Genomic DNA, 16,210 nt, shown 5'->3' with positions numbered 1-16,210 from the left:
ACTTTGAAGTGGTCCGCTATTCCGCTCCGGCGGCCCTGGGAGACGCGCTTGCCTGCGCTTAGGTGCTCACGGACCTATATTCCGCTGTGCTCCGATGCTCGGAAATCATGCCACTCAGACCCACCGGAACAAAATATCGCACCACCCCTGGTTTGACCAAGCGAGCGGCGGCTGCCCTTGCACAGCGCGCTGGACGGTCTTAGGGGATCAGCATGTCCCAAACTCTCAGTATCGCGTCCTGGAACATCAACAGCGTTCGTGCCCGGCTCGACATTGTCGAGCGTTTCCTGACCGAAGAGTCCCCCGATGTCCTGTGCCTGCAGGAAACCAAGGTGGTAAACGATGTTTTTCCCGCAGGCCTGTTCCGGCAGCTTGGCTATAATCATCAGGTGCTGAACGGCCAGCGCATGCATCATGGCGTGGCGATCCTGTCCAAGGTGCCGATCCGCGAGGATGACCGGCTCGACTGGCAGGCCAATGGCGAAGCGCGCCATGTCGGCGTGCGGCTGGAAAATGGTGTGCGGATCGAAAATGTCTATGTGCCCGCCGGCGGCGACGTGCCCGACCGGGAGATCAATCCCAAATTCGGGCAGAAGCTGGATTTCCTGGAGCGGATGATCGAATGGTCCGGCGCTCTCGACAAGCAGCCGACGATCCTGACCGGCGATTTCAACATCGCGCCGATGGAATGCGACGTGTGGAGCCACAAGCAGCTTTTGAATGTAGTCAGCCATACGCCCATAGAGTGCGAGATTCTGGCCCGGCTGCAGGCGTCGAACGATTGGATCGATATCGGGCGGAAATTCTTTCCGGCACCCGAGCGGCTCTATACCTGGTGGAGCTATCGCGCGCGCGATTGGGCCGCGTCGGATCGGGGGCGGCGGCTCGACCATATGTGGATGACCGCCGATGTCGCGCAACAGGCGGTGAGCCATCGCGTGGTCGAGCCGATCCGGGGCTGGACGCGCCCTTCCGATCATGTGCCCATCATAACCGAATTTGCCTTCTGATGACGGCGCGAGACGCAGCCAAGGCGATCGACGCCCTGCGGCGCGGCTGGGCCGTGACGGTGCGGGCGGACGACGGCGCGCTGCGTCTGATGGCGATAGAGGGCGCCGACGCGGTGACGCTCGCCGATTTCGATCCGGCGGGAAAAGCCGATATCCTGATTTCGGCGGCGCGGGCGCAGACATTGAAACTCGCCAACCAAATCGCGGCGGCCGACCCCGACATGCCGGTGCGGATTGAGCGCGCGCCATGGATCGACGGCGATGTCGCCATGGCCATCGCCGATCCGGTGCGCGACCTGGATTCACCGCTCAAGGGTCCGTTCATGGCGACGGCGCTGGGCGCGCCGCTGGCGGCAAAGGCGGCGCTGCGGCTGGCCCGGCTGGCGGGCATCCTGCCGGCCTATTTCGTAACGGAAGAAGCGCAGGGCGGTGCAGAGGCGGAGGTCGGCGCGCAGGATGTGGCCGATTATGACGATGCCGCGCATCTGGCCATCGCAACCCGCGCGCGCTTGCCGGTGGCTGCGGCGGAAAGCGCTGAGATCATAGCCTTCCGCAGCCCCGATGAACCGCGCGAACATGTCGCGCTGGTCGTGGGCAAGCGCAATGACACGCCGCCGGTGATCCGGCTGCACAGCGAATGCCTGACCGGCGATGTGCTGGGCAGCCTCAAATGCGATTGCGGGCCACAGCTGCATCAGGCGTTGCACCAGATCGCCGATGCCCAATGGGGCGTGCTGCTTTATCTGCGGCAGGAGGGACGCGGCATCGGCCTCGTCAACAAATTGCGCGCCTATGCGCTGCAGGATCAGGGCTTCGATACGGTGGACGCGAATGTCCGGCTGGGCTTTGCCATCGACGCGCGGGATTTTTCGGTCGCCGCGCGGATGCTGGACCTGCTGGGCATTGGCTCGGTGCGGCTGCTCACCAACAATCCGAACAAGGTTGCGGGGCTGGAGGCGGCGGGGATCGAGGTGTTGGAGCGTCTACCCATCATCCTGCCCGCCAATCCGCATAATGAACGCTATCTGGCGACCAAGCGCGACCGCACCGGTCATCAGTTATGAGCCTGATCCATGTCGACAGCGCGGCGCGGCGCCTGCGCTTCGGCGGGATGGAGATGGATTGCGAGATCGGACGCGGCGGGGTCTGCCCGGCGGCGGACAAGAGGGAAGGTGATGGCTGCACGCCGCTGGGTCGCTGGCCGTTGCGGGGTGTGCTGCTGCGACCCGGCCGCGTCGATCCAACAGGGGTGAAGCTGCCCTGGCGGTGGATTCGCGAAGGGGATGGCTGGTCGGACGACTCCGCCGATCCCGCCTATAATCGGCCTGTTCGCCTGCCCCGTCCCTTTTCAGCGGAAAGCTTGTGGCGCAATGACGATGCCTATGACGTGATCGTCGTCCTTGGTCAGAATGACGCGCCGCCCGTGCCGGGGGCGGGCAGCGCCATCTTCTTCCACCTTTATGAAGGGCGGCCCACGGCAGGATGCATTGCGGTCGATCGCGCGGACATGGTGCGCCTTCTGCCGTTGCTTCAGCCGGGCGACGGCATGGAGATCGCCTGACCGTTCAGGCGCGTTCCAGCGTCTTGCTGATCTCTCCGCTCGCCGCTTCCACCAGCCGGCGCGTGAGCGTTTGCAGACGAGTCTTGCTCTCGATCTTGCCGCCCAGCAGGTCGGTGACGTAGAAAGTGTCCACTGCCCGCTCGCCATAGGTGGCTACATGAGCGCTGTGCACCGTAACCTTTGACTGGAACAATGCGTTGGCGAGGCTGAACAGCAGCGCCGGGCGATCCCGCGCATTGATCTCGATCACCGTGAAGCGGTTCGACGCCTTGTTGTCGATCAGCACATTGGGCACGATTTCAAAAGCATCCGCGCGAATACGCGGCAGCGGGCGCGCCGCCAGCTTGGTGATGAGGCGATGGCGGTTGGAAAGGGAATCCTCGATCGCGCGTTTGATCCGTTCGAGCTGGTCGGGACCGTGGAACGCGCCGCCCAGCGGGTCCTGCACCAGGAAATTGTCGATGGCGACGCCGTCGCGCATGGTGTGGATGCGCGCGTCGATGATGTTGCCGCCCGCCAGATGGATTGCGCCTGCCACGCGGTAGAACAGGCCCGGATGATCGGTTGCGTAGACTGTCACCAGCGTCGCGCCGCGCTGCGGATAATATTGGGCCGCGATCGACAACGGCGCGTCCCCTGCTTCCAATATATGCTCGGCATTGTGGATCAATATGTCCAGCGGCTCGGCGATCCAGTAGGATTCAGGCAGCCGCTTCTTCAGCGCCTCGAAACTCTCTTGGGGCAGGTCGAGCGCGTTCTCCAATGCTTCCTGCTTCGCCAGGACGCGCTCGCTCCGCCCTTTCTGCTTGTGCCCCAGCCGCAGCACTTCCTCGGCGGATTCGTAGAGATCGCCCAGCAACTGCCTCTTCCAGCTGTTCCAGACCCCCGGCCCCACCGCCCGGATATCCACCACCGTCAGGCATAGCAGCAGCTTCAGACGTTCCGGGCTTTGCACCACCTCGACGAAATCGAGGATGGTCTTGTAGTCGGACAGATCGCGCCTGAAAGCGGTGTCCGACATCAGCAGATGATAGCGCACCAGCCAGGACACGGTTTCCGTCTCCGCCGCTGTCAATCCCAACCGGGGACAAAGCTCTAGAGCGATCTGCGCCCCCAATATGCTGTGATCGCCGCCGCGCCCCTTGGCGATGTCGTGGAGCAGCACTGCGACGTAGAGCGTCCGCCGCGAAATCAGCTTGGACATCAGGTCGGCGGAGCGCGGATGGTCCTCGCTCAACTCGCCCTTTTCGATGCGGGACAGGAGGCCGATGGCGCGGATGGTATGCTCGTCGACCGTATAATGGTGATACATGTCGAATTGCATCTGCGCGACGACGCGACCGAAATCGGGAATGAAGCGACCGAATACCGAAGATTCGTTCATCCAGCGCAGCACCGTCTCGGGGTCGCGGGGGGAGGTCAGCACGGCTAGGAAGGCGGCGTTGGCGCGCGGGTCTTTTCGCACCTTTGCATTGATGAGTACGGCGTCGCGGCTGGCGGCGCGCATGGCGCTGGGATGGATGGAAAGGTCGTGCTTGTCGGCCAGCGCGAAGATTTCCAGCAACCGCACCGGGTCTTGCTGAAAGAAATCGTCGCTTGGCAGGGCAAGCCTGCCCCGATCCAGCACGAAGCCGTCCAGTTTCTTGGGACGGCGGAAGAAGGAAGGGACATAACGCCGTCCCTTGGGCGCCATCTGATCGTCCAGATGGGCGAGGAACACCGCCGTCAGGTCGCCGACCGTCTTGGCGTTCAGGAAATAATAGCGCATGAAGCGTTCCACCCCTGACAGGCCGTGCCGTCCGGTGAAATGCATCCGCGTGGCGGTTTCGAGTTGCAGGTCGAAGGTCAGGCGATCCTCCGCCCGCCCGGTAATCATGTGCAGGTGGCAGCGCACGGCCCAGAGGAAGTCCTCCGCTTTCTGGAACTGGCGCAACTCGCTTTGCGTCAGCAGACCCACATCGACCAGTTCGGCGACCGAGCGCACCCGGTTCACATATTTGCCGATCCAGAACAGCGTGTGCAGATCGCGCAGGCCGCCCTTGCCTTCCTTCACATTGGGTTCGACGACATAGCGGCTGTCGCCCATACGCTTGTGCCGCTCTTCGCGCTCGGCAAGTTTTTCGGTGACGAAGGCGCGGGCATTGCCCTGCATCACTTCGGCGTCGAAGCGTTTGGAGGTTTCCTCATAGAGTGCGCGGTCGCCCCAGATATAGCGCGATTCCAGCAAGGCGGTGCGGACGGTCAGGTCCGCCTTCGCCATACGCATGGTTTCGTCGACCGAGCGGCTGCTATGCCCGACCTTCAGCCCCAGATCCCAGAGCGAATAGAGCATGGATTCGATGACCTGCTCGGTCCAGCCGGTCGGTTTCCAGGGGGTGATGAAGCCGATGTCGACATCGCTATGGGGCGCCATCTCGCCCCGGCCATAGCCGCCCACGGCGATCAGGACGATGCGCTCGCCTGTGCTGCGATTGCTGGCGGGATAGAGATAATGGGTGGTGGCGTCGTAGAGCAGCCGCAATATCTGATCGACCAGAAAGGCGAAGGCCGTCACCGTTTCACGGCCACGGGTCGGTTTGGCCTCCAGCCTGCGGGCGATTTCCTCCCGGCCCGAATCCAGCGCGGCCTTGAGTTCTCGTACGATTTCCCCGCGCAGGCGCATCGTATCGCCCTGGTGCGCCTGCGCCAGAAGCGTGATGCGGTCGGAAATCGCGCGCCGGTCGATAATGGTCCGGCGTGATCCAAGGGCAGGGAATTGCATCACCATCTGTTTGTTATCTAATGCTCGTCCCGCGCTGCCGCCAGTTGTTTCAGCCGATATATGTGATCGAGCGCCTCGCGCGGGGAAAGGGCGTCCGCGTCGATGGCGTCGATGGCTTCGCGCAGGGGATCGGCGTCTGCCTCCTCCTGCGCGGCAGCGGCGGCGAAGAGGGGCAGGTCGTCCAGCCCCGCCGCGATGCCGCCGGTCTTGGCCTTGCCTGCTTCGAGGCGCGCGAGGACGTCCTTCGCCCGCCTGAGCACGGCGGCGGGAAGGCCCGCAAGGCGCGCCACGGCAAGGCCATAGCTGCGATCGGCGGGACCGTCGGCCACCTCGTGCAGCAGGACCAGATCGCCTTTCCACTCCCGCGCGCGGACATTGTGGAGCGACAAGGATGGCAATGTCTCCGCCAGCCGGGTCAGTTCATGATAGTGGGTCGCGAACAGGCAACGGCATCGATTGACCTCATGCACCGCCTCCACCACGGCCCACGCCAGCGCGAGGCCGTCATAGGTCGAGGTGCCGCGCCCCACTTCGTCCAGGATGACGAAGCTGCGCTCCGTCGCTTGTGAGAGAATGGCGGCGGTTTCCACCATTTCCACCATGAAGGTGGACCGCCCACGCGCCAGATTATCCGATGCGCCGACGCGGCTGAACAGGCGATCGACAAGAGTGAGCCTGGCCGCCTGCGCTGGCACGAAGGCGCCCGCCTGCGCCAGGATCACGATCAGCGCATTCTGCCGCAGGAAGGTGGATTTACCGCCCATATTCGGCCCGGTGACGAGCCACAGCCGGTCGCTTTCATGGAGGCGGCAGTCATTGGCAACGAAGGGCTGCCCTTCGCGCCGCAACGAGTCCTCCACCACCGGATGCCGCCCCCCTACGATGTCGAGGCACGGTCCCGCGCCGTCGTCCGCCACGAAATGGGGCCGCTGCCAACCGCCTTCCGCTGCCCGTTCAGCGAGCGCCGCCGCTACATCCAGCCGAGCGAGCGCATCAGCGGCGCGGGCAATATCGGCTTTGCGCGCCAGCGCAGCGGCGATCAGTTCCTCCAGATGCGCGGCTTCGGCCGCCAGCGCATGCGCGCCCGCCTGCGCGACGCGCCCCGCTTCCTCATGCAGATCGACCGAATTGAAGCGCACCGCACCGGCAAGCGTCTGGCGATGGGTGAATCCGCTATCGGGCTGCATCAACGCGTCGGCGGCGCGGGCAGGCACTTCGACATGATAGCCCAGCACGCCATTATGCCGGATCTTGAGCGAGGAAATGCCGGTCTGCTCGCGATATTTGGTTTCCAGCGCGGCGATGGCGCGTCGTCCGTCGCCTGCCATGCGGCGCAGTTCATCGAGCGCGGGGTCGTAGCCATCGGCGATGTAGCCGCCATTGGCCGTTTCGGTCGGCGGGCTCAGGACCATAGCGCGGGAAAGGGCATCTACCAGTTCGCCATGCCCATCGAGCGCGGGGAGCAGTTGCGCCAGCAGCACCGGCTGATCGGAAAGCCTGCCCAACCGTTCGCGCAGCAGCCGCGCTTCGCCAAGCCCGTCGCGCAGTTGCCCCAGATCGCGCGGGCTTCCCCGGCCGAGCGCGATCCGGCCCAATGCGCGGCCGATGTCAGGCAAGGCGCGCAGCGCGCCGCGCAACTGGTCGCGCAACATCGCATCGTCATGGAAAAGCTGGACAAGGCCCAACCGCGCCTCGATCATCGGCTGGTCCATCAGCGGCGCGGCCAGATCCTGCGTGAGCAGCCGCGCACCTGCGCCCGTCACGGTGCGGTCGACCGCGCCCAGCAGGCTGCCTGCCCGCGCGCCCGCCATGGTCGCGATGATCTCCAGGCTTTCCCGCGTGGCCGCGTCGATGGCGACATGGGCGCCCCGCGTCTTGCGCTGCGGCGGCGCGAGGAAGGGCAGCTTCCCCTTGCCCGCATGGTCGAGATAGCCGATCAGGCCCCCCATCGCGGCCAGTTCCGCCCGGTCGAACTGGCCGAACCCGTCGAGCGTCGCGACCCCGAACAGGCGCTTCAACGCCGCTTCGGCGCGGCTGCTGGAAAAGGCGGCCCGGTCGAAGGCATGCATGTCGGGCAGTTCGATCTCCGCGCCCTGCGCCACCACCGTTTCGCTCGGCCGCAATCGCGCCAGCTCAGCGGGCAGGTCGGCGGCGCGCAGCGTCATCGTTTCGAACCGTCCGGTGGAGATGTCGGCGGCGGCAAGGCCGATCTCCTCCGATCCCTCGCCGCCCACGCTGGCGATCGCCACCAGCATATTGTCGCGCCGTGCGTCGAGCAACGTTTCCTCGGTCAGCGTGCCTGCCGTTACATAGCGCACGATGGCCCGCGCCACGAGCGCCTTGCTCCCCCGCGCCTTGGCCTCCGCCGGGGTTTCTGTCTGTTCGGCGATGGCGACGCGATGCCCGCCCTTGATCAGCCGTGCCAGATAGCTTTCCGCGCTGTGCACCGGAACGCCGCACATCGGGATCGGCGCGCCGTCATGCTCCCCCCGGCTGGTGAGCGCGATGTCCAGCGTGGCGGCGGCTGCCTTCGCATCGTCGAAAAACAGTTCGAAAAAATCGCCCATGCGATAAAAGAGCAGGCAATCCCGCGCTTCCGCCTTGAGCGAGAGATATTGCGCCATCATGGGCGTTGCCTGGGAAGCGGAGTTATCCTTCGATGCGCGCATGTCTTGCGGATAGCGGCAACGGGCCGCGCAGGAAAGAGCACGAAAAAGACGTTTCTCGCGCTTGCCCACAAGAGTGCGTTGCCGCTAGGGCGGAGGAGATCAAAGCCGGAGATAGTGGGACGATGACAGACAAGTCGAATGTGGAGTTTTCGGAGCGCGAGGCGCTGTTCTTCCATTCGACCGGGCGTCCCGGCAAGATCGAGATCATCGCGTCCAAGCCCATGGCGACGCAGCGCGACCTTTCCCTTGCTTATTCGCCCGGCGTCGCGGTGCCGGTGCGCGCCATCGCGGAAGATCCCTCCACCGCCTATGACTATACGGCCAAGGGCAATCTGGTCGCTGTTATTTCCAACGGCACGGCGATCCTCGGTCTCGGCAATCTCGGCGCTCTCGCGTCCAAGCCGGTGATGGAGGGCAAGTCGGTCCTCTTCAAGCGCTTTGCCGATGTCGATTCCATCGACATCGAACTCAAGACCGAGGATGTCGACCGTTTCATCGATGCGGTGGAGCTGATGGAGCCGACCTTCGGCGGCATCAACCTTGAAGATATCAAGGCGCCCGAATGCTTCATCATCGAACAGACGCTCAAGGAGCGGATGAACATCCCGGTCTTTCACGACGACCAGCATGGCACCGCGATCATCGCGGCGGCGGGGGTCATCAACGCAGCGCTGCTGACCGGGCGCGAGATGAAGGACATGAAGGTCGTGGTGAACGGCGCGGGCGCGGCCTCCATCGCCTGCACGGAGCTTATAAAAGCGCTGGGCGTGGCGCACGACAATGTCATCATGTGCGACAGCAAGGGCGTGATCTGGCAAGGTCGCACCGAGGGCATGAATCAGTGGAAGTCGGCCCATGCGGTGAAGACGGACGCCCGCACGCTGACCGAAGCCATGAAGGGCGCGGACGTGTTCCTTGGCCTGTCGGTCAAGGGCGCGGTGACGCCGGACATGGTGAAGCATATGGCCGACAAGCCCATCATCTTCGCCATGGCGAATCCCGATCCGGAAATCACCCCGCCCGAAGCGAAAGCGGCGCGGCCCGACGCCATCGTCGCGACGGGTCGTTCGGACTATCCCAATCAGGTCAACAACGTCCTGGGTTTCCCCTTCATCTTCCGGGGCGCGCTGGACGTGCGGGCGACGACGATCAACGAGGCGATGAAGGTCGCCGCCGCGCAGGCCATCGCCGAACTGGCGCGCCAGCAGGTGCCGGAGGAAGTCGCCAAGGCCTATGGCAAGGCGCAGATTTTCGGTCCTGAATATATCATCCCCGCTCCCTTCGATCCGCGCCTGATGGAACTGGTGCCTTCCGCGGTCGCGCAAGCGGCGATGCATACCGGGGTGGCGCAAAAGCCGATCGCGGACATGGCCGCCTATCGTCATTCCCTGAAAGCCCGGCTCAATCCCACGACCTCGGTGCTCAACTCCGCCTATGAAACGGCGAAGGCCAATCCCAAGCGCGTCGTATTCGCCGAGGCGGAAGAAGAAGTCGTGTTGCGCGCGGCGATCCAGTTCCGCGAAATGGGCTATGGCATTCCGGTGCTGGTGGGGCGGCAGGACGTCTATGACAAGCTCAAGGCGCTGGGCGTCGGTGATCCGGAGAGCTTCGAGCTGCACAACAGCGTCAATTCGCCGCTGGTGCCCGAAATGGTCGACATCCTCTATGGCCGGCTCCAGCGCCGGGGCTATCTGCGCCGCGATTGCGAGCGGATGGTCAACCGCGACCGCAATATCTTCGGCTCGCTATTGCTCAAGATGGGTCATGCCGAAGCGATGATCACCGGCGTCACCCGTCCCTATGCCCAGACGCTGCGGGAAGTGAAGCGGGTGATCGATCCGGCGGCGGGCCACACGCCCTTCGGCATTCATATCATGGTGTCGAAAAGCCAGACCGTATTCCTTGCCGACACCACGGTCCATGAACGTCCCAGCGCGCAGGAACTGGCCGATATTGCTGAGGGCACGGTAGCTGTCGCCCGTCGCATGGGACATGATCCGCGCGTCGCCTTTCTCTCTTATTCCAGCTTCGGCAATCCGCCCGGCAGCTTCCTGGAGAATGTTCGTGACGCCGTCCAGGTGCTCGACGAGCGCAAGGTGGATTTCGAATATGAGGGCGAAATGGCGCCCGATGTGGCGCTCAACCCCGCCGTGATGAAAAGCTACCCCTTCAGCCGCCTGTCGGGTCCGGCCAATATCCTTGTCATGCCGGGGCTTCAGTCGGCCAACATCTCCGCGAAGCTGCTACGCGAACTGGGCGGCGCGTCGATGATCGGGCCGATGCTGGTCGGCATGGAAAAATCGGTGCAGATCGCGACCATGGCGTCCAACGCCTCGGAATTGCTGACGCTGGCTGTGCTGAGCGCGGGCGGTATCGCGCTGTAGGGCGCGCTGCCGCTTGCCCGATGGCGGGCGCGCCTGGCATGGGCGGCAGTGTCAGGAAGAATGGAACCGATCGTTCATATGGCTGGCGGCACGGACATAGTCAGACGCGCCTGACCTTCAGCACCTCCGCGACATCGTTGCCGTCGAGATAATCTGGCATATAGGCGAAATCGCCAGCCTTCTGCCGCTCGACCAGCGCATTGTAGCGGCTGCGAAAATGCAGGCCAGCGGCGTCGAACCGGGTTGAGAAATCGGCCTTGCCGGGGTCATTCAGATAGCGCGGGTTCTGCGGGTCCAGCATGGCTTCGTCCTGCGCGGCCACCGTCGGCCCGGTCCGGGGCCAGGCGCGGCGATAGGCCGGCGAGTCGCATTGCTGGATGCCAAACACCACGCTGGCACGGGTCATGAAACGGGACTCGGGTGTATTGCTCTGCATCAGCGGCATGGAGGGCGCGGCGCTATAGTGCGAATGTAGGAAGCATACGCCGCTGCGGATGAAGACATGGGTGAAGACATGCTGGTCCTGGAAAGGCGCGGTGATGCCCAGCACGTCCCGCTGATAGTCCGACGTCTGTTTGTTCCGGATCGTACGGATCATCGTCACCGTTTCGGATGTCGATTCGAAACGGACCGTATCTTCGTCCGAATCCTCCGGGCCGGAGAAGTTGCGATGGACGAAATCGATATGGGTGAGGTCCAGTATATTCTCCAGCACCAGCTCGTAGGTGCAGTGGAAGAAATTGGTGTCCCGCGCATAGCCGGGTTGCAATCGGTCGCGCGGCAGGAAGGGGATGTCGGGCATGAAGGCGTCATCCGCCTCGGCCGGATCGCCATGCCATATCCACGCGAAGCCGTAACGGGCGATCACCGGGGCCGCCGGACCCGAAGCGCTGTCGCGGTTGGCGACGATCCCCTCGCCGGTCCTGCGGATGATATAGCTTTGCGAATGGATCATGCGGCGGATGGGCATTCTGCCCAATTCGGCCAGATGCACCAGCGGGAACCAGGCATGGCTGAGCGCGAAACTGCCTGGTGTCCAGGGAACCTGTCGGGACGCGGCCGGGTCGGGCGCGGTGGCATCCATCGTCATGGTCATGGCATCGATCCTCTCAAACAGCCGACAACGCCTGCCAGTCGGGCAGGGCAGCGACACGGGTGCGGGCGACGGCCTCTACATCGAGCGACGGGCGGATGGCGATGGTAGCCGGCTTGCCCCTGGGGCCATCGGTCGCCCAGCCCGCTAGCTGCACCTGCGTCACCATCGCGCCTTGCGGCGTGGCGGCCAGGAAGGCAGCTGCGATCATAGTGTCCGCTTCGTCCCGTAACGTGACATGCGTGGCGGCTGTTCCGGCAGCGACGGTAACGCGCAGGGTGAGCGGCGGGCTGGAAGGCAACCGGTCAAGGCGCTTGCCGGACCAGACCGCCCCGAATTCGCTCACTATCGCACTTTCCTCCCGGCGCGGATCGCCCCAGCGAAAATCGTCGAGCAAGCGTATCCCGCCGATAGACAGCAGAACGCCGGGCCGGTCCAGCATCAGTGCCGCATACATGGCGTGTGGACAGGGCAAGGCGCGCGCATGCCGGGCCGTTGTCGCTCCTACGGGCGCATCCATCGTGGCCGATGGCTCGTTCCCCACGTCCCCTCTGTCGCCGGTCCAGACGAAAACGAAGCCGTCGACGATCCGGGTGGCAAAGGGACGGACACCGAAATTGCCGGGCACCTTTTCCTGCGCTGAAAAATTCGGGATGGCTCGGCACTTGCCGCTGGCCCCTTCGTAACGCCAGCCATGATAAGGGCATTGCACCAGTCCCTCCGCCGTCACCACGCCCAACGACAGTGGCGCGCGCCGGTGGGCACAGCGATCCTCCAGCGCGGCGACTGCGCCGGTGCCATCGCGGAACAGTACCAGCGCCAGATCGCCAACTTTGACCGCAACCGGCCTGCTGGCCGGAATGTCCGCTTCATGAGCTACTGCCCACCAATAGGGTCGCGCTGTCATGGCCTAGAGTTCCACGCAGGCCTGTTCATAATCGAGCCGGGGATTGCGAGGGAACAGGCCCTCCGGCGTGCCATGACCGATATTGCACAGGAAGTTGGATTTCCAGCCCCGTTCCGCCAGTAATTCCCGGTCCACCCCCTCCAGGTCGAAGCCCGACATGGGGCCGCAGTCGAAGCCCAGCGCCCGCGCCGCCATCATGAAATAGGCGCCCTGGAGCGTTGAACTGCGAAAACCCACCTCGGCGATCAGCGCGTCCTTGCCCGCGAAGGTGGCGCTCATGTCGCGCGAGGGGAAAAGCTGCGGCATTTTTTCGTGGAATGCCATGTCCCAGGCGATGATGACCGTGCAGGGCGCGCTCATCACCTTGTCGACATTGCCGGGAAAGACGAAGGGCTTCAGCCGTTCCTTACCCTCTGCCGTATGGACGAAAAGGAAACGGGCGGGATTGGTGTTGGCCGTGGTCGGACCCCATTTCGACAGATCGTATATGGCCCGGAAATCCGCCGGCGACAGCGTTTCCTGCCGCCAGCTATTATGTGTCCGCGCCTCTGTAAAAAGCTGTTTCAACGCTCCGCCGTACAATTGCAACGCCCGCTCCCCTTTCATTTGGTTCAAATGCCCCCGAACTTCTTCTTGAAGCTGATGCCGAAGGTGCGGGGATCGCCGGTTATGAGATAGTTATAGCCGATCGACGACTCCAGATTGCTGGCGATCTCATAATAAACCTTGTCGGTCAGGTTGCGGCCGAAGATCGCGACCTCGGCATCCCATGCCTTGATCTCATAGCTGATGCGGCCATTGACCAGCGCATAGGCTTTTTGCGTAACCTGGCTGACAGTTGGCGTTTCGGGCACCAGTTCGATCTTCGAGCGATAGCTGCCGTCGAGCTGGAAGGCCAGATCGCCCGATTCCAGTGGCACGACATAACGGCCGCTCAGGCCCGCCGTCCATTTGGGAATGCCGAAGCTTTCGTGCGACCGGTCGCCTGTCGCGGTCAGGAATCTCTTATATTTCGCGTCGGTCAGGCCAGTCGATCCGCTGAGGGTGAAGTCGCCCAGATGCAGGGTCGATTCCAGTTCGAACCCCTGAATCCGTCCGCTTGCGGCGTTATTGACGAAGGTTTGCGGCCCGCCCGCGGTCGCTACCGATGCGGAACGCTGGATGCCCTTATAGTCGTCATAATAGGCCGCGAAGTTGAGGCGCAGCATCCGGTCGAACAGGTCGGACTTGAAGCCCACTTCATATTCGGTGACTGTTTCCGGATTGAAGGAGGAAAAGCCCTCAATCTTGTTACGACCGCGCAGATTCCAGCCGCCGGTGCGATAGCCGCGTGCGACCTTGGCATAGGTCATTATCCCGGGTGTCGCCTTGTAATCGAGCGAGACCAGCCAGGACGGGTCGGAGAATGTCGTACTGAACTTGCGCGGACATTGGCTGTTGGGCCCACCGGCGATCGTGCTGGCATAGCCGCCCTTAGGCACGGCGCACAGGCCCGCTGTGGTGTTGGCGACGATGAGCTGCCGGTCGTCCACCGAATAACGCGCGCCCGCCGTCAGGCGCAGGCCGGTCGCCAGTTCCGCCGTCACCTGCCCGAACCCGGCATAGGTGTTGTTCCGCACCCGTCCGTCGGTGACCGAAGGATTGGCTGCGCTCAGCATCGGAAGGGCCACGGAGGGGGAATATTCGCGGCCCGATTCCAGGCCCATATAGACGCCGGCCACCCATTGCAGGATGCCGGTCTTGCCCAGCACCTGCCATTCCTGACTGAAATAGCCATCCTGGGGCGTCAGGCGCTCGGCGGAGATGATGTCGAATGGCGTCCCGTCGGCGTCGCTGTAATTCGCCCGCTTGAGATGCTGGTATCCGGTGATCGACCGGAAACTGATATCGTCGGTGATCTCGAAATTGAGGTCGAGGCCCACGCTCCAGGATTCGAAGAAGGAACTGGTATTGCCCAGCACCCCGCTCTTGTACGGATCGCCCCCCACATAGGAGGCAAGAATGCCCGATGCCTCGGTCAAGCCTTCGGCAGTCAGCGGCAGGCCCAGTTCCAGGGCGACCTCCGCGACGGCGTTGCCGCCCGGTATCGCGGTCGGCGCGAGACCGGCAAGCTTCACGATCGGGCCGTTGTTCGATCCGCGCTGATAGCTGCCGCTGACCGTCGCGGTGATGCGGTCGCCCAGCTGGGCCTTCAGCTTGGCGCGCAGATAGGTGGAATTCTCGTTCGCAAGATCCTGGCCGGCGGCATTCTCGCCATAGCCGTCATGTTCGCGATGCTGCGCCACCACGCGCAGCGCCACATCCTGTCCGAGCGGCACGTTGGCGATGCCGATCAGCTCCCAGGCATTATAATTGCCATAGCTCGCCTCGACCGAAGCGCCCATCTGGTCGGTCGGATCGTTGGAATAGATGCTCATCGCGCCGCCGGTCGTGTTGCGGCCATAAAGCGTGCCCTGCGGCCCGCGCAGCACCTCGACCCGTGCGACGTCGACCAATGCGTTGCGTAGGCCCATCGTGCGGGGATAATAAAGATTGTCGACATAGATGCCGACCGATGGATCAACCGTCAGCAGGATGTCGTTCTGCCGCTGGCCACGCAAGGACAGGTTGAGCGCCTGGGGTTCCGAAGCGGATTCCTGCAGGAACAGGTTGGGCACCTGCTGCTGCACGTCGGCGATGCTCTGAACCGATTGGCGTTCGAGGGCCGCGCCGCCGATCGCCGTCATCGAAATGGGCACGTCCTGTACATTTTCCGCGACCTTGCGCGCGGTGACGACGATGTCGTCGCCAGCGGGCCGTTCTATTGCGGGCTCGTCCTGAGCAAAGGCCGTGCCGGCCAGCGGCAGCAGCATGGCCGCGATGGCGCAGCCGGACAGATAGGTTGCGGTTGGATGGCGCATTTCAATTCTCCCCTTTTCGAGCGTCCGATGTGTCCCGGGATCGCACTCGATCGACATGGCGGCGCATGGACTGGCGCCGATTGGCGATTTAATCGAACTGATCGACGATTTCGTCAAGAAAAAAATATGATATGTCAAATCAAAGATAATTGATCCACTTGACGGCAAAACGGGGCTGGCGAGGAGGCGGTGTCCATGCTAGCCAAACCAGCATGACGCTCCTTGAAAGCAACCAGACCCTCAAGGCCTATGACCGGCTGCGCGCCGAATTATTGTCCTGCCGGCTTGAGCCGGGCGACCGCATCAACGTATCCACCTATTCCCAGTCGCTGGAGGTCAGCCCCGGTGCGGTGCGGGAGGCGTTGTCGCGGCTTATTGCGGAAGGGCTGGTTAAGTCGGAGCAGAACCGGGGCTTTCGCGCCGCCGATCTCGCGATCGAGGATTTCGTCAAAGTGACGGAGGCCCGCACCGCGATTGATTCCCTGTGCCTGCGCTCTTCGATGGAAAGCGGCGATGTCGAATGGGAATCGAATCTGCTGGCGGCTTGCCATCGCATGGAACGGCGACTGGAGGCGCTGGACGGATCGCCTGCGGCCGACGATCTGTTCGCCGAAGCGCATAGCGCCTTCCACAAGGCGTTGGTCGCCGGGTGTCAGAATGAATGGCTGCTATGGATGCACGACCTTCTCTATGCACAGGCTGCGCGCTACCGCCAGCTCTGCATGCCGGTAGCGCAGGACAAGCCCCGCTTGCACGCCTTCCAGGGCGAATTCATCACCACCGTTTTGGCGCGCGACGGCGACCGGGCGATCGCGCTGCTTCAGGATTATTACGGATCGGCGCGGGATATCGTCATCGATGCGCTCAAGCAGAGCGGCCAGCTCAAGCTCGTATCCGACGCCAGAGCCTGATCGGCATCCGGTAA

General features: G+C 63.6%; 11 protein-coding genes. 5 read left to right on the top strand and 6 right to left on the bottom strand.

Going from position 1 to position 16,210, the window contains the following annotated elements; all coding sequences use genetic code 11:
- The first annotated feature begins 212 nt into the window (after positions 1-212).
- The 3 genes from LDB26_RS17545 to LDB26_RS17535 are packed head-to-tail and all read left to right on the top strand — an operon-like array spanning position 213 to position 2,571.
- Positions 213-1,010: an exodeoxyribonuclease III gene (locus LDB26_RS17545; RefSeq protein ID WP_257539392.1), complete on the top strand. Its 798-nt coding sequence runs from the start codon at positions 213-215 to the stop codon at positions 1,008-1,010.
- The gene (gene ribA / locus LDB26_RS17540) at positions 1,010-2,074 is read left to right on the top strand and encodes a GTP cyclohydrolase II (RefSeq protein WP_062062231.1); all 1,065 of its coding nucleotides are present in this window, start codon (positions 1,010-1,012) and stop codon (positions 2,072-2,074) included. The genes LDB26_RS17545 and ribA overlap by 1 nt, the downstream gene beginning before the upstream one ends.
- Complete coding sequence (locus LDB26_RS17535; RefSeq protein ID WP_257539391.1) at positions 2,071-2,571, top strand: L,D-transpeptidase; 501 nt, start codon at positions 2,071-2,073, stop codon at positions 2,569-2,571. The genes ribA and LDB26_RS17535 overlap by 4 nt, the downstream gene beginning before the upstream one ends.
- 4 nt (positions 2,572-2,575) lie before the next feature.
- On the opposite strand, the gene LDB26_RS17530 is transcribed toward LDB26_RS17535, so the two are convergent.
- Both LDB26_RS17530 and mutS read right to left on the bottom strand, forming a co-directional pair.
- A complete protein-coding gene (locus LDB26_RS17530) occupies positions 2,576-5,338 on the bottom strand; it encodes a [protein-PII] uridylyltransferase (RefSeq protein ID WP_257539390.1) in 2,763 nt (920 codons plus the stop codon).
- Between the two features lie 11 nt (positions 5,339-5,349).
- Positions 5,350-7,959, bottom strand: coding sequence for a DNA mismatch repair protein MutS (gene mutS, locus LDB26_RS17525; protein ID WP_306812041.1), 2,610 nt, complete (start codon positions 7,957-7,959; stop codon positions 5,350-5,352).
- A 164-nt stretch (positions 7,960-8,123) separates the two neighbouring features.
- Between mutS and LDB26_RS17520 the strand changes: the two genes are divergently transcribed.
- Positions 8,124-10,385, top strand: a complete 2,262-nt coding sequence (locus LDB26_RS17520; protein WP_062062223.1) for an NADP-dependent malic enzyme — start codon at positions 8,124-8,126, stop codon at positions 10,383-10,385.
- A gap of 100 nt (positions 10,386-10,485) precedes the next feature.
- Here LDB26_RS17520 and LDB26_RS17515 read toward each other — a convergent pair whose 3' ends face one another.
- From LDB26_RS17515 to LDB26_RS17500, 4 genes are read right to left on the bottom strand one after another with little or no spacing between them, the layout of a single operon-like run.
- The gene (locus tag LDB26_RS17515; RefSeq protein ID WP_062062221.1) at positions 10,486-11,481 is read right to left on the bottom strand and encodes an aromatic ring-hydroxylating dioxygenase subunit alpha; all 996 of its coding nucleotides are present in this window, start codon (positions 11,479-11,481) and stop codon (positions 10,486-10,488) included.
- Between the two features lie 13 nt (positions 11,482-11,494).
- Positions 11,495-12,385: a Rieske (2Fe-2S) protein gene (locus LDB26_RS17510; protein WP_257539388.1), complete on the bottom strand. Its 891-nt coding sequence runs from the start codon at positions 12,383-12,385 to the stop codon at positions 11,495-11,497.
- A 3-nt stretch (positions 12,386-12,388) separates the two neighbouring features.
- Positions 12,389-12,991, bottom strand: a complete 603-nt coding sequence (locus tag LDB26_RS17505) for a malonic semialdehyde reductase (protein ID WP_257542184.1) — start codon at positions 12,989-12,991, stop codon at positions 12,389-12,391.
- Between the two features lie 5 nt (positions 12,992-12,996).
- Complete coding sequence (locus tag LDB26_RS17500; RefSeq protein ID WP_257539387.1) at positions 12,997-15,285, bottom strand: TonB-dependent receptor; 2,289 nt, start codon at positions 15,283-15,285, stop codon at positions 12,997-12,999.
- Between the two features lie 212 nt (positions 15,286-15,497).
- On the opposite strand from LDB26_RS17500, the gene LDB26_RS17495 reads away from it, so the two are divergent.
- Positions 15,498-16,196, top strand: coding sequence for a GntR family transcriptional regulator (locus tag LDB26_RS17495; RefSeq protein WP_062062209.1), 699 nt, complete (start codon positions 15,498-15,500; stop codon positions 16,194-16,196).
- Positions 16,197-16,210 lie beyond the last annotated feature (14 nt).

It is taken from the genome of Sphingobium sp. CFD-1 (genome assembly GCF_024611115.1).
Taxonomy (GTDB): domain Bacteria; phylum Pseudomonadota; class Alphaproteobacteria; order Sphingomonadales; family Sphingomonadaceae; genus Sphingobium; species Sphingobium baderi_A.
This window is presented reverse-complemented; position numbering and strand designations above follow the sequence as displayed.

Bases quoted from the DNA above. Each gene is read 5' to 3' on its own strand.
- LDB26_RS17545 (WP_257539392.1), top strand. From the start codon at position 213: ATGTCCCAAACTCTCAGTATCGCGTCCTGGAACATCAACAGCGTTCGT.
- ribA (WP_062062231.1), top strand. From the start codon at position 1,010: ATGACGGCGCGAGACGCAGCCAAGGCGATCGACGCCCTGCGGCGCGGC.
- LDB26_RS17535 (WP_257539391.1), top strand. From the start codon at position 2,071: ATGAGCCTGATCCATGTCGACAGCGCGGCGCGGCGCCTGCGCTTCGGC.
- LDB26_RS17530 (WP_257539390.1), bottom strand. From the start codon at position 5,338: ATGGTGATGCAATTCCCTGCCCTTGGATCACGCCGGACCATTATCGAC.
- mutS (WP_306812041.1), bottom strand. From the start codon at position 7,959: ATGATGGCGCAATATCTCTCGCTCAAGGCGGAAGCGCGGGATTGCCTG.
- LDB26_RS17520 (WP_062062223.1), top strand. From the start codon at position 8,124: ATGACAGACAAGTCGAATGTGGAGTTTTCGGAGCGCGAGGCGCTGTTC.
- LDB26_RS17515 (WP_062062221.1), bottom strand. From the start codon at position 11,481: ATGACCATGACGATGGATGCCACCGCGCCCGACCCGGCCGCGTCCCGA.
- LDB26_RS17510 (WP_257539388.1), bottom strand. From the start codon at position 12,385: ATGACAGCGCGACCCTATTGGTGGGCAGTAGCTCATGAAGCGGACATT.
- LDB26_RS17505 (WP_257542184.1), bottom strand. From the start codon at position 12,991: ATGAAAGGGGAGCGGGCGTTGCAATTGTACGGCGGAGCGTTGAAACAG.
- LDB26_RS17500 (WP_257539387.1), bottom strand. From the start codon at position 15,285: ATGCGCCATCCAACCGCAACCTATCTGTCCGGCTGCGCCATCGCGGCC.
- LDB26_RS17495 (WP_062062209.1), top strand. From the start codon at position 15,498: ATGACGCTCCTTGAAAGCAACCAGACCCTCAAGGCCTATGACCGGCTG.